This is a genomic window from Variovorax sp. WDL1 (genome assembly GCF_001541225.1).
GTDB lineage: Bacteria > Pseudomonadota > Gammaproteobacteria > Burkholderiales > Burkholderiaceae_C > Variovorax.
Map to the genome: position 1 here is coordinate 1 of NZ_LMTS01000140.1, position 13017 is coordinate 13017.

At 67.4% G+C, this 13017-nt stretch carries 12 protein-coding genes; 4 read left to right on the top strand and 8 right to left on the bottom strand.

What is annotated here, in order from left to right:
* Positions 1 to 259 (top strand): autotransporter domain-containing protein (locus APY03_RS19080; RefSeq protein WP_157103430.1); only part of this gene is annotated, 259 nt, incomplete at its 5' end.
* Between the two features lie 66 nt (positions 260 to 325).
* Positions 326 to 1150, top strand: a complete 825-nt coding sequence (locus APY03_RS19085; protein WP_068679064.1) for an undecaprenyl-diphosphate phosphatase — start codon at positions 326 to 328, stop codon at positions 1148 to 1150.
* A gap of 60 nt (positions 1151 to 1210) precedes the next feature.
* Here the strand turns inward: APY03_RS19085 and APY03_RS19090 are convergent, their stop codons facing one another.
* Entirely contained in the window at positions 1211 to 3046 is a 1836-nt protein-coding gene (locus APY03_RS19090) for a hypothetical protein (RefSeq protein WP_146039350.1), read from the bottom strand.
* A gap of 59 nt (positions 3047 to 3105) precedes the next feature.
* Here APY03_RS19090 and APY03_RS19095 point away from each other — a divergent pair, with 59 nt between their 5' ends.
* Positions 3106 to 3276, top strand: a complete 171-nt coding sequence (locus APY03_RS19095) for a hypothetical protein (RefSeq protein WP_180988650.1) — start codon at positions 3106 to 3108, stop codon at positions 3274 to 3276.
* A gap of 841 nt (positions 3277 to 4117) precedes the next feature.
* Here the strand turns inward: APY03_RS19095 and APY03_RS19110 are convergent.
* From APY03_RS19110 to APY03_RS19140, 7 genes are all read right to left on the bottom strand, one after another.
* Positions 4118 to 4621, bottom strand: a complete 504-nt coding sequence (locus APY03_RS19110) for a hypothetical protein (RefSeq protein WP_068679076.1) — start codon at positions 4619 to 4621, stop codon at positions 4118 to 4120.
* A 377-nt stretch (positions 4622 to 4998) separates the two neighbouring features.
* Positions 4999 to 5847, bottom strand: coding sequence for a proteasome-type protease (locus APY03_RS19115; protein ID WP_068679078.1), 849 nt, complete (start codon positions 5845 to 5847; stop codon positions 4999 to 5001).
* Between the two features lie 12 nt (positions 5848 to 5859).
* A complete protein-coding gene (gene mutS / locus APY03_RS19120; RefSeq protein WP_068679080.1) occupies positions 5860 to 8487 on the bottom strand; it encodes a DNA mismatch repair protein MutS in 2628 nt (875 codons plus the stop codon).
* A gap of 104 nt (positions 8488 to 8591) precedes the next feature.
* Entirely contained in the window at positions 8592 to 9107 is a 516-nt protein-coding gene (locus tag APY03_RS19125; protein WP_146039352.1) for a hypothetical protein, read from the bottom strand.
* 210 nt (positions 9108 to 9317) lie between these two features.
* Positions 9318 to 10634: a sulfatase family protein gene (locus APY03_RS19130; protein WP_068679084.1), complete on the bottom strand. Its 1317-nt coding sequence runs from the start codon at positions 10632 to 10634 to the stop codon at positions 9318 to 9320.
* A 5-nt stretch (positions 10635 to 10639) separates the two neighbouring features.
* Positions 10640 to 11617 (bottom strand): Bug family tripartite tricarboxylate transporter substrate binding protein, encoded by a 978-nt coding sequence (locus APY03_RS19135; RefSeq protein ID WP_068679086.1) that lies wholly within the window; start codon positions 11615 to 11617, stop codon positions 10640 to 10642.
* Between the two features lie 8 nt (positions 11618 to 11625).
* Complete coding sequence (locus APY03_RS19140; RefSeq protein ID WP_068679088.1) at positions 11626 to 12609, bottom strand: Bug family tripartite tricarboxylate transporter substrate binding protein; 984 nt, start codon at positions 12607 to 12609, stop codon at positions 11626 to 11628.
* 120 nt (positions 12610 to 12729) lie between these two features.
* On the opposite strand from APY03_RS19140, the gene APY03_RS44115 reads away from it, so the two are divergent.
* A partial coding sequence (locus APY03_RS44115; RefSeq protein WP_157103431.1) for a MarR family transcriptional regulator occupies positions 12730 to 13017 on the top strand: 288 nt, incomplete at its 3' end.

Below are 13017 nucleotides of genomic sequence, written 5' to 3' on the forward strand. Positions count from 1 at the left end.
GCTGCAACCCTATGCACGGGTGAACCTGTACCGCGCCTCGACTGGCAACGATGTTGCCCGCTTCATCAACCCGGCGGCAAGCACGGCCATCGCAAGCAGCAGGGGCGGCACCTCGACCGAGCTGGCTGCAGGCTTCACCCTGCGCCTGAGCGAATCGACCAGCCTCTACGGCGAGCTCGGCAAGCTATGGGCCTCGGGCGGAGACACCCGCGTAAAGGGCTCCATGAGCGGATCCGCGGGCCTCAAGGTGCGCTGGTAGGCGAGGTGCCCTGAACCGAGGCTTACCGCCTCATCGCGATAATCGGCGCTCTTCAAAGGAGCGCGTGTGGATATCGTTTTGCTGGCCAAGGCCGCCGTCATGGGCATCGTCGAGGGCCTGACCGAATTTCTTCCCATCTCGTCGACCGGCCACCTGATCCTGGCCGGTTCGCTGCTCGGGTTCGACGACGAGAAGGCCAAGGTCTTCGACATCGCGATCCAGACCGGCGCCATCCTCGCCGTGATCATCGTCTACTGGCAGAAGATCCATTCCACACTGGTGGCACTGCCGCGCCAGCACAAGGCGCAGCGCCTGGTGCTCAACGTGCTGATCGGCTTCCTGCCGGCCGTGGTGCTCGGGCTCCTGTTCGGCAAGCTGATCAAGGCGCACCTGTTCACAGCGGTAGTGGTCGCCAGCACCTTCATCATCGGCGGCTTCATCATCCTCTGGGCCGAGAAGCGCCCGCCCGGCTCGGTGCGGGTCGAGCACGTGGACGACATGACGCCGTGGGACGCGCTCAAGGTCGGCCTGGTGCAGTGCTTCGCGATGATCCCGGGCACCAGCCGCAGCGGCGCCACCATCATCGGCGGCATGCTGCTGGGCCTGTCGCGCAAGGCGGCGACGGACTTCTCCTTCTTCCTGGCGATCCCCACGCTGATCGGCGCCGGTGCCTACAGCCTCTACAAGGAGCGGGCGCTGCTCTCGGTGGCGGACCTGCCCATGTTCGCCGTCGGGCTGGTGTTCTCCTTCGCGAGCGCCTGGCTTTGCGTGCGCTGGCTGCTGAAATACATCAGCACCCACAGCTTCGTCCCGTTTGCCTGGTACCGCATCGTCTTTGGCATCGTGGTGCTTGGCACCGCGTGGAGCGGTGCGGTCGTGTGGGCCGAGTAGGGTCCGCAAAAAAAAGCCCCAGCAAAAGCTGGGGCCTTGGCCGGCGAGCAACTCAGCGCGTCACGGCACGTTGGAACTGTGCACCGAGAAGGGCTTGAACGGCAGGGCCAGCTTGCCGGCGAATTCGCCGTTGGCGTTCAACGTCGGGCAGACGCCTGCACTGGTGCAGAAGCCGCTGCTCGCATCGGGGTAGATGACATCGCCGAAGCGGTAATTGGCGATGCCCGCACCCGCGTAGTCGGCCACGGTCAGGACGTTGCCCTTGGTCGAGTAGTTGTCGGCCATCGTCACCATGATGGGGTCCACTCGCGAGTCTTCCATGGTGCGAATCACGCTGCCGGTGGACGCCGTGTCGCTGGTGTTCACGATCTTGACCCAGCCCCACTTCCGGTTGGCCCGGTCGGTGAACAGGATCAGGTCGTTGATCGGGTCCGACACCCCTGCGTAGTCCTTGGCTGCCGCAAGGTGCGTGATGTTCGCACCCAAGCCGTAGACGGTGCCCGCCTGCTGGATGTCCGTGGGTGCCGGCGTCGTCGGCTTCACGCCGGCGGCGTAGCGGCCCAGAGAGTACAGCTGCAGATTGCCGCCCTCGGTCGCAATCGCGGCGCGAGCGTATTGCGGGTTGGCACGCCAGAAGGGGTAGTCCGAGATCCGCGACTGCTCGTCCTTGCTCCAGTAGCTGCGCGTGGCGGTCGTCCACACCGCCGTCGGGCGCGTCGGCAGCGTTTCGGTCTTCACCACCACGGGCATGGCCTGCGGCTTGTCCGCCAACAGGTACGGCCACTGGCTGGCGGCCAGACCGACGTTCTGCGTTTCCAGATTGGAGGCCGCGCTGCCCAGGTACATCTCGTTCGTGTACTTGAACAACGGGCCGAGGTCGATGAACGTCGCCTTCTTTTCGCTCTTGGAGACCACGACCGCGACGCCACCCTTGGCATAGCGCTCGTAGTCCTCGCCACCAGGCAGCATCTTTGCCCGGTTGTTCGCCATCGGCGAGTTCAGCATCTGGAAGTTCGAGATCTGCCCGGACGAGTCGTACTTCAGCATAGCCGTGTACGGGTGGATGCCGGTGGTCGCAGCGATGCCGGTGGGCGCCTTGAGGTCCGAAGGCAGGTCGACGTAGGCGATGACTTTCATGAAGACGTAGTTGCCCTGGTCTGAGAAGCCGGGGTGCATCATGTCCATCCATCCATGCCACCAGTCGTAGCGCACGTCACCGGGCTTCCAGCCCTGCGGGGCTGAGCCGAGGGAGACGATGGCCACCTGGCCCTTGGTGTTCGGCACGTCCCATCCTAACACCAGCGCGAATTCACCACCCCCGGTGACCGTGACGGCGGTCGGCACGAATCCGAGCTTGAACGAGGTCGAGGCCTGGTTCTGTGCGGTGAGGGTGCCCACCGTGTACAGCTTGGCCGGCTTTGTCGGGCTGCCCTGAGTGCACACCAGCGACAGCCGCGTGGCCGGCGAATCGGCCGCGTTCTCGCCGCGATGCTCACATACCGGGAGGTCGGCCGGATCGTTCTTTGCCAGCACCCCTCTGGTGACGTAGTCGTCGATGGAGGTCGGCAGCAGGCGACGCTGCTGCCACAGCACCTGCGGGCGCTGCTGGAATGTGCGCCGGTCGGTGGCCGAGTTCTGGAGCCAGGCCACGGAGTCCTCCACGCTCTGACCGGCGGTCGGAACGCCGATGGTGGCGGCGTGGATCGACACGTACATGTTGTTCGTCGAGTCCTCGCGGCCAAGCTGGTAGACCGAGCCGATGCCGCTCATCGTGCCGACGTCCGCGCGCTCCGGCAACGTCGCCACGCCGCTCCTGCTGGCAGGCGCTCCGTACTTGTAGATCACGCCCGCGTCGGAGTTGAACTTGTAGGCCATGGCCGCGTAGGCGCTGGGCACCACCGTACCGGCGCTGTCGACGATGTCTCCGGTCAGGGCACTGCCAGGTGCGGGAGCCGGTGCAGGTGCAGGTGCCGGTGCAGGGGCAGGTGCAGGTGCAGGTGCGGGTGCGGGTGCAGGAGCAGGAGCAGGAGCAGGTGCGGGTGCAGGTGCAGGAGCGGGAGCAGGAGCAGGAGCAGGAGCAGGAGCAGGAGCAGGGCCGGCCGACACGCATGACTTCGCCGTCATGAAGGCGGGATCCTTCCCGAAGAAGCTGTTCGTGCAGGCCGCGGTCCCGGTGACGGACTTGGTGACCCAGCGCGAGTCTGCGCCGTACTTCACCAAAGTCGGAGCGGGCACTGTGAACGAGGAACCTTCCTGGGCGAGTACGGTTCCGGCTGGAGGCGCGGTGGCAGGAGAAGGCGCAAGCGCGGTCTGCACATAGCATGCCTTCACCACATATTCCAGCGGGTCGCGGCCGAAGGTTGCGTTGTTGCAGATAACGCTGCCGGAGAGCTCCTTGCTCGTCCAGGCGGAATTCGCGCCGTACTGCACCACCGTGGACGAGGCGAGGTTGAAACTCTGCCCTTCATTGGCGACCTTGACCCAGCTCGAGTCGAGCTTGCTGAGCAGCGCTGATTCTTTGCCTGCGGCGGGCTCCGCTGTCGAGGCGGCCGGCGAAGCAGGCGTCACGTCAGTGCCTTGAGGTGAGGCGAAGCTGTCGCCTGCGCCGCTTCCTCCGCCCCCGCAACCCGCGAGCGCGCTTGCTGCGAAGCAAAGCAGAAGGGCGTGTTTATCGATCTTTCTCACACTGAGTCTCCTAATTGGCTTTAAATTGAAAAAAAGAAGTCCCCCTGCGCCCTTCGAAGGCGCAAAGAACTTGGCGAAGAAATCCGAAAAGGGCTCGCCGAGGCGAGCGACTACGGGGGCGGCGCGGTGGGCGCGCCTTCCCCTGGGGCTAATGCGTGGTTGGAGGTGGCTGCAGATCGAATCCAGCGATCACGGCGGCAGCCTCGCCGTTTCAAGAGAGCGCCATGTGTCGCATCCCTTCTCGCTGTCCGTTTCGACTCGACTCGATTCGTTTCGCAGCTGCTAGACAGCGACCGCGTCGATGAGGCTCCGGAGCCTGGTCTTCAAACGCATGCCGACTGAAGCGCCTTGCGGCCGCGCTGCTGTCGCGGAGGGCCGGCCGGCTCGGGTAGGCGCCCACATGTCGTCGCGCGAGGTGGGCCCTGCACTCCCTGCCTGAGGCGAGGCCAGCATCACGGAAGCCAGGAAGGCCGATTGGCCGGCTGCCTTGGACGCCTCGCTCAGTTGGCTCCAGTTCGCGGGGCGAGTGTTCGCAGGAAGCACGTCCAGATGGCCCAGCAAGGAGCGGCTCACGTCCAGCAGCGCACTGGCGGAGGCCAGGCAGAAGTACACCGCGGATGGCGTAGGTGCTTGCTCGGCGCCGGGCCTTTCGAAAGGTGCAGCGGAGAATTCGTCGCGCGGCAAGCAGTGATGCACTGTGGCGGTGGCCTGGAGGGCGGAGAGCAACTGGTCGATCTCGTGCAGTGCGCGGTGCATGAGTTCGGTCTCGAGTGGTGTGCTTGTCACGGAGAAGCTCCTGGACGGCGCGAGACAACTCTGGAATCTGCTACCGGGATCGGTCTCGCTCGATCACCGGCTTGAATCCAGTGTTCCTTTTTCACCCGGTGCATCGATAGGCCCGGAGGAGCCATGACGCTGCCGCGCGGTGGGTCACGGCGCTGGAGGGTGGGTGTGGCCCGCATCAGGCCATCCGCTTGGGTCGGGGGGCGCGATCCGTTCCGGGAGACCGGTGCGTGCCGGGCACCGTGCTGTGGAGCACGGCGGCGTGCGCCTCGGCACTTGAGCCGGTTGGCCCGCCGGGATTGATCCGTGGTGGATTAATCCTTCGTATCAGGGCGGACCGGGGGGACGACGGGTGACGATTGCACCCGGAGCGTCGACGCTCAGATGAGCTTTTCCTCGGGCGTGGAGATCTTGCGCAACGGGCTGTGGCGCGTCGCCGGCATCTTGAGCGGGTGCTCGGCGTAGGTGTCGTCCCAGACCGGGTCCTCGATGCTGTCGAACACCTCGCGCAGCTTCTGGCCCCAGCTGCTGTGGACCATGCGGTAGTAAGGGTTGTCGGCGTCGATGCACACGACCTTGTCGGTTTGGAGGCGGTTGGCCTCATACACCACCAGGTCCAACGGCAGGCCAACCGAGAGGTTGGACTTCATGGTGGAGTCCATCGACACCAGGGCGCACTTGGCCGCCTCGTCCAGCGGCGTGTCGGGCGTGAGCACACGATCGAGCACGGGTTTGCCGTATTTGGACTCGCCGACCTGGAAATAGGGCGTCTCGGTGGTGGCCTCGATGAAATTGCCGGCCGCGTAGACCAGGAACAGGCGCATGCCTTCGCCCTTGACCTGGCCGCCGAAGATGAAGGAAACGTTGAACTCCAGGCCCGCGTGCTTGAGCGCCTCGGCGTCGCGGTCGTAGACATGGCGCACCGCCGAGCCCAGCACGCGTGCGGCGTCGAACATGCTCTTCGCGTTCCAGATGGTGATGGGCGGGCGGTCGTCGCCGTCGTCCCCGGTTTCGCGCGCTTCGCGAAGTTCCTCGATCTGCAGGATCTCGCGCACCGACTGCGAGATGCTCAGGTTGCCTGCCGACAGCAGCACCATCACGCGGTCGCCCGGCTGCTCGTAGACGATCATCTTGCGGAAGGTGCTGATGTGGTCCACCCCCGCGTTGGTCCGCGAGTCGGAAAGAAACACCAGGCCGGCGTTGAGTTTGATGCCTACGCAGTAAGTCATGTGTAACAGGCCCTAGCGGTGCTCGCGCGCTTGGAGTTTCTTGAGTGTGTAGATCGCCTCGAGCGCCTCGCGCGGGCTCAGCGTGTCGGGGTCGAGCGCCGTCAGCGCGGATTCTACGGCGCTCGCCGGTGGCGTCTCTGCCACCGGCGGCGGCGCGAACAGGTCGACCTGGGCGCGGGCCTGCGCCTGCTGGGCCTCCAAGGCTTCGAGCGCCTGGCGCGCATGGTTGACCACCGCGGCCGGCATGCCGGCCAGGCGTGCGACCTGGATACCGTAGCTCTTGCTGGCGGGCCCAGGCTGCATCTCGTGCAGGAACACGATGTCGCGCCCGGCCTCGGTAGCGCTCACATGCATGTTGACTGCGCCATGGTGCGTCGCCGGGAACTCGGTGAGCTCGAAGTAGTGGGTGGCGAACAGCGTGAAGGCGCGCGTGCGGTCGTGCAGCTGGGCCGCGATGCCGGCAGCCAGAGCCAGGCCGTCGAAAGTGCTGGTGCCGCGGCCGATCTCGTCCATCAGCACCAGCGAATGGGCGGTGGCGCCGTGCAGGATCTGCGCCGCCTCGGTCATCTCCAGCATGAAGGTCGACTGGGCGTTGGCCAGGTCGTCGGCCGCGCCGATGCGCGTGTGGATGGCGTCGATGGGCCCCAGCCGGCAGGCATCGGCCGGCACGTGCGAGCCGATGGAGGCGAGCAGCACGATGATCGCGACCTGCCGCATGTAGGTGGACTTGCCGCCCATGTTGGGGCCGGTGATCACCTGCAGTCGTTGCTGGGGGCCCATGCGCGTGTCGTTCGCAATGAACGCGCCCGATGATTTCTCGGCCAGCCGGGCTTCGACCACCGGGTGGCGGCCCTTCTCGATGTCGATGCAGGGGTGGGCCACGAAGGAAGGCTGGCGCCAGTGCAGCGTGTGCGAGCGCTCGGCCAGCGCACACAGCGCATCGAGCGCGGCCAGTGCGCCCGCCAACCGCGTGAGCGCCGCGACCGAGGGCTGCAGTGCATCGAGCAACTGCTCGTAGAGCCACTTCTCGCGGGCCAGCGAACGGTCTTGGGCCGACAACGCCTTGTCCTCGAAGGCCTTGAGCTCGGGCGTGATGAAGCGCTCGGCGTTCTTCAGGGTCTGCCGGCGGCGGTAGTTGTCCGGCACCTTGCCCAGCGCGCTCTGCGTGACCTCGATATAGAAACCGTGCACGCGGTTGAACTGCACGCGCAGGTTGGAGATGCCGGTGCGCTCGCGCTCGCTGGCCTCGAGCTGCAGCAGGTAGGCGTCGCTGTTCTCGCTGATGGCGCGCAGCTCGTCGAGCTCGGCATCGTGGCCGGTGGCGATCACGCCTCCATCGCGCACCAGCGCGGAAGGCTCGGGGTGGATGGCCGCCACCAGCAGCTCGACGCAGCCGGGCGGCGGTGCCAGTTGCCCGGCCATGTGTGCAAGCAGCGGCGCGGCCGAGGCAGGCAGGGCCGGCGCGAGTTCTTCCGCCTTGGCCAGCGCCATTCGCAGCGCGACCAGCTCGCGCGGACGTACCTGGCGCAGCGCGATGCGCGCGGCGATGCGCTCCACGTCGCTCGTGTTCTTGAGGCGATCGCGCAGGGCGCGCCACGGCGCCGCGGTGGCGCCCGACGGCGCGGCCTGCAGCGCGGCGATAGCCTCGAGGCGCGCCTGCGCCTCGCTGCGGTTCCGGCGCGGCGCCAGCAGCCAGCGCTTGAGCAGCCGGCTGCCCATGCCCGTCATGCAGGTGTCGAGCAGCGAGAACAGCGTCGGCGAATCCTCCCCGCGCAAGGTCTGAACGAGCTCCAGGTTGCGGCGCGTGGTGGGCGGCAGCTCGATCAGCTCGCCATCGCGCTCCACCGCGAGCCGCTGCACGTGCGACAGCGCGCGCCCCTGCGTGTGCTCGGCGTAGCCCAGCAGCGCGGCCGCGGCGGCGTGGGCGTTGGCCAGCGACTCCGCGCCCCACGCCGCGAGGCTGTTGCTGCCCATCTGCTCGCACAGCTTGCGCTCGCCCAGGCCGCCGTCGAACTGCCAGGCCGGCCGCACCGAGAGCGTGAAGGCCGCGCCGTTGCGCGCCGCCTTCAGGCGCTGCTCGAAGCCCGGCGTGACCTCCGCGCTGTAGAGCAGCTCGCTCGGACCGATGCGCGCGATCCAGGCTTCCAGCGCATCGGCCGGGCACTCGGCCAGGCGCAGCTCCGCGCCGGTGACGCTGAGCCAGGCGAGACCGCAGAAGTTGCGCGAGCCTGCATGCACCGCGAGCAGCAGCGAATCGCTCTTGTCCTGCAGCAGCTCGGCATCGGTCAGCGTGCCGGGGGTGACCACGCGCACCACCTTGCGCTCCACCGGTCCCTTGGCCGCACCCACCTCGCCGACCTGCTCGCAGATGGCCACCGACTCGCCCAGCTTGATCAGGCGCGCGAGGTAGGTATCGACCGAGTGGAAGGGCACCCCGCACATCACCACCGGCTGCCCCGCCGATTGGCCGCGCTGCGTGAGCGTGATGTCGAGCAGGCGCGCGGCTTTCTCGGCGTCGGCGTAGAACAGCTCGTAGAAGTCACCCATCCGGTAGAACAGCAGGGTGTCTGGATGGTCCGCCTTGAGGGCCAGGTACTGGGCCATCATGGGCGTGTGCGGTGCGGTCGCGGGAAGGGTCATCGAGGCGGTAGATGGGTGCGAGGCCGGGAAATCAGCCGGGCCCGCATCATAAGGAAACGGGCGTCCGCCTTGCGGCGCGCCCGTTGTTTCAATCGAGACAGTTTCTAGATCTGCCCGCGCCGCCGGCGCGCGACACGCACGGCATCCACCCAGGTGTCGATGTTGAAGCGCTGCCCCGACTCTGCGATGCGCGCGCCGGTGATCATGTGCAGCGGGATGCGGTGCGTGTCGCCTGGCAATTCACCGCGCCCTGTGAGGAGCCTCTTCTGCAGGTCCAGGTGCTCGACCTGCAGCGTGCACTCCGCCTTGCGGCCGTGCGGGTCGACGTAGCGCACGCGGACGCGCGGCTGCTCGTCGACGATGGAATGCTCGCCCTTGCCCTGGATGAACCACCCGGGGAGGGTGTCAGGCACCGAATCGCCGGAGCGGTTCAGGTCGCCGCGCACGGTCGGGATCTCCAGCGGCACATGGCCGGAACGCACCCGGGCCGCGGCGATGCGGCGTTCGGCTTCTCGCCGCTCGGCGACGCGGTGCCAGGCGATCCACATGATGACGAACAGAAGCAGCGCCCCTGTCAGCAGCGCGAGCAGGAACTGCCATTGGGCAAGTCCGATGTCCATCTCCAAAACCTCTGCGACCAAATAGCCATTAAGTACTCAATCGGAAATTCTGGTCGACCGGGGAAGAGGTGTCAAACGGCCGCGCGGCATAGGGCCTTCGGCCAGTGCGCTGTTGTGTCGGGCGTCGTGGGTGCTCAGACGCTGGCGGGCGCTGCCATGTTTTCGACTGCACGCTTGCCTGCCGGTGCGGCCGTTGTAGCGCGGCCTGGGTCAGCGCTGCGGCATGTCCCTGTACGAATAGCCCAGGCTCACCGTTGCATCGTCCGGGATGGCAGGCATGGTCGCGTTCCATGACTCCCATGCCGTGCGCATCGAGGCCATGCGCTCGGGCTCGCGGCCAGCCTGGTTGGAGCGCTCCCGCTCGTCGGCCGGGATGTTGAACAGGTACTCGTGACCGTCGACCTGGAGGTACTTCCAGTCGCCGTCGCGCAGGGCGCGCTGGCCGCGGTGGTTCATGCGCCAGTGCAGCGGGCGGGAGAAGCGCGTCGCCGCGTCGCGCAGCACGGGCAGCAGCGAGACGCCATCGAGCGGATAGTCCGGGTGGGCAGGGGCGCCCGCGGCCTCGAGCATGGTGGCCGACCAGTCCATCGTCATGCAGTGCTGGTCGGTTTCGCCGCCGGCGCGAATGACGGCGGGCCAGTGCGCGATCCACGGCACGCGGATGCCCCCCTCCGTGAGGTCCATCTTGCCGCCGACGAGCGGCCAGTTGTCCGAGAAGCGCTCGCCGCCGTTGTCGCTGGTGAAGACGACCAGCGTGTTGTCGGCGATTCCCTGCTTTTCGAGCGCGGCCATGATCCAGCCGATGCCTTCGTCCATGTGGTGGATCATCCGGCGGTACACGTGGATATTGCCGCCGGCCAGGTCGAAGAGGTTGTCCTTGATTGCAGGCGCGCGTCCGGCGTCTTCGCGCGTTTCCCAGGGCCAGTGCGGCGCCGTGTAGTGCAGGCTCAGGAAGAAGGGCGCCTGCTGGCCGGCCATCCGCTCCACGTAGTCGACAGCGCGGCGCGAGAGCAGGTCGGTGAGGTAGCCCTCTTCCTGCTTGTCGTCCTCGCCCGCCCAGAGGTCATGGCGGCCGGCCGAGTCGCAGTGCGTGAAGTAGTCGACACCGCCCGACATCGGCCCGAAGAACTCCTCGTAGCCCGAGCGCAGGGGACCGAAGGCCGGCGGAAAGCCCAGGTGCCACTTGCCGATCAGCGCCGTTCGGTAGCCGGCGTCGCGCAGCAGCGAGGGCAAGGTGGGATGAGCCGGCGGCAAGCCGAGCGTGGCACTGCCCCGGCTCCTGCTGTTGATCGGCTCCTCGGCCGCGCCCCGCAGGCGGTACTGGTAGCGCGCCGTCATCAGCGCGAAGCGCGTCGGCGAGCACACGGGCGAGTTCGCATAGCCCTGCGTGAAGCGGATGCCTTTGGCGGCCAGGCGATCGAGCACCGGCGACACCGGTCCGAACGCCGCATCGCGCCCGCCGTAGCAGCCGAGGTCGGCGAAGCCGAGGTCGTCGGCCACGATGAAGATGATGTTGGGACGTTGCATGGGGGTCAGGGCTGGTAGCCGGATTTCTGGACCACCGGCGCCCATTGCGCGCGGTAGGCCTTGAGCATCGCCGCGGTCTGCTCCTGCGTGCTGGCCACAGGCGTCATCAGCGAATCCTTGAAGCGCCGCGTCGTGTCCGGGTCCTGCATGACCTCGCGAATGGCTTGCGAGAAGCGCGCGACCTTCTCGCGCGGCATGGTCGCCGGCGCAAAGAAAGCGTTCCAGCCGAGCGCGACGAGGTCGAGGCCGGCCTCCTTGAAGGTCGGCACCTCGGGCGCAAAGGGCGAGCGCTTCGCGCCCGACATCGCGAGGATGCGCACCTTGCCGGCCTGGTGCTGCGGAATGACGACGTCCAGCGTGTCGACGGCGATCGGCACCTGGCCGCCGATGAGATCGGTCAGCAAAGGGGCCGAGCCGCGATAGCCGATCACCTGGGTCGGCACCCTGGCCTTCTCGCCCACCATGAGTCCGAAGAAGTGCGGCAGGCTGCCCGTGGCCGGCACGCCGACGTTGGCCTTCTCGGGATTGGCCCGCATCCAGGCCAGCAGGTGCGGCAGCTCGCGCACGGGTACCGCTGTCGAGACCGACAGCGCGAACTCGTAGTCGTTGACGTGCGAGACCGGCACGAAGTCGCGCTCGGGGTCATAGCCGCTGTCCTTGAAGACCAGCGGCGCGACCACCATCACGGCGGGGTTGGCGAGCATCAGCACGTTCTGCCCCGGCGGCGTGGCCTTGACCTGCTGGGCCGCGAGGCGACCGCCGGCGCCGGGCTTGTTGTCGACGATCACCGGAACGCCGAGCCTGGCCTGGAGCTTGTCGCCCACGATGCGGGCCACCCGGTCGGTGGCGCCGCCCGGCGCGTAGCCGACGACGATGCGCAGCGGGGCGTCCGGAGCTTGTGCGAAGGCGGCGCCCGTCGCGAGCGTGGCGATGGCGGCGAGGGCGAGGGTGCCGGCAAGTCGGCGCAGAAGATGTTGGAGCATGGGGAAGTTCAATCGTTGGCCTGGAAGTTGACTGCCTTCATGATGCCGCTCCAGCGCGCGGTGTCCTCGCGCATGGTCTTCAGGAGCGCCTCGGGTCCGTCGCCCGCCGGGTACATGCCGTTCTGCAGCAATTGCTGGCGCACTTCGCGGGAGTTCACCGCGCGTGTGAACTCGGCGCGCAGCTTGTCGACGATGGGCTGGGGTGTGCTGCGCGGCGCATAGTAGGCGAACCAGGCTGCCGCGACCACGTCCTTGTAGCCCGCCTCGACGAAGGTCGGCAGACTGGGCATCAGCGGCGAGCGCTTGTCGCCGCTGGTGGCCAGCACCTTCACGCGGCCGCTCGCCTGCAGCTGGAGCGCGCCGCCGACGGTGTCGAAGTAGACCGGCACGGTGCCGCCCATCAGGTCCTGGCGCGCCGGGGTGGAGCCGCGATAGGCCACGTGCACCATCTTCAGCCCGGCCGCGCGGTTGAGCATCTCGCCGAGAAAGTGCGAGGGCGTGCCGGCACCGTACGAGGCAAAGCTCAGCTTGTCGCCCTGGCCCTTGGCCCAGGCGATGAACTCCGGCAGCGTGTTGGCGGGCACGTCCTTGTGGATCACCAGCGCCAGCTCGAAGCGCGCCGCATTGACGATCGGCACGAAGTCCTTGACCGGGTCGTACGAAAGTTGCTTGTAGGCACTGGGGAACATGGTCATCATGCTGGCCGTTCCAAGCAGCAGCATGCGGCCGTCGGGCGCCGCAGTCTTCACCGCCTCGGCCGCAATGCGGCCGGCGGCGCCGGAGCGGTTGTCGATGATCAGCGGGCCCAGTGTGTCCCGCACCTCGTGCGCAATCGCACGCGTCAGCACGTCCTGGGTGCCGCCGGCGGGCACGCCGATCAGCACCTTGATGGGCTGGCCGGGCGTCAAGGCCTGCGCATGCGCGAGCGGGGCGAGGGCAATGCCTCCCAGCACGGTGAGGGTGCGACGGCGATGAAGGGTGAAGGCCTGCATGGGGTTGTCTCCGGTCTTTGATTCTCTGTTCGTCGGGCGGCGCAATGCCGCGGTGCCGATCGAATTTAGAGTCGGGGCTTCTGATTGATCTAATCAACCATCCCCCGGACTAACCCCGAGATGAGCGAATCCGAGCGCCAATCCCTCGACGGGCTGCTTCTGTACCGGCTATCCCGCCTGCTTTCCGTCGCGGGGAGCATGGTGATTCGCCTGTGCGAAGGACGCTTCGGCATTACCCGGCGCGAATGGCGGCTGATCGCGACGCTCGCCAGCCGTGGCGCGCTGAGCTCTTCGCAATTGGCCGAACACGCGCAGCTGGACAGGGCGCGCACCTCCAAGGCGGTCGGCTCGCTGGTCGAGAAGCGGCTGCTGTCGCGCACCCATCCGGCTGGCGACCGCCGGCAGGGG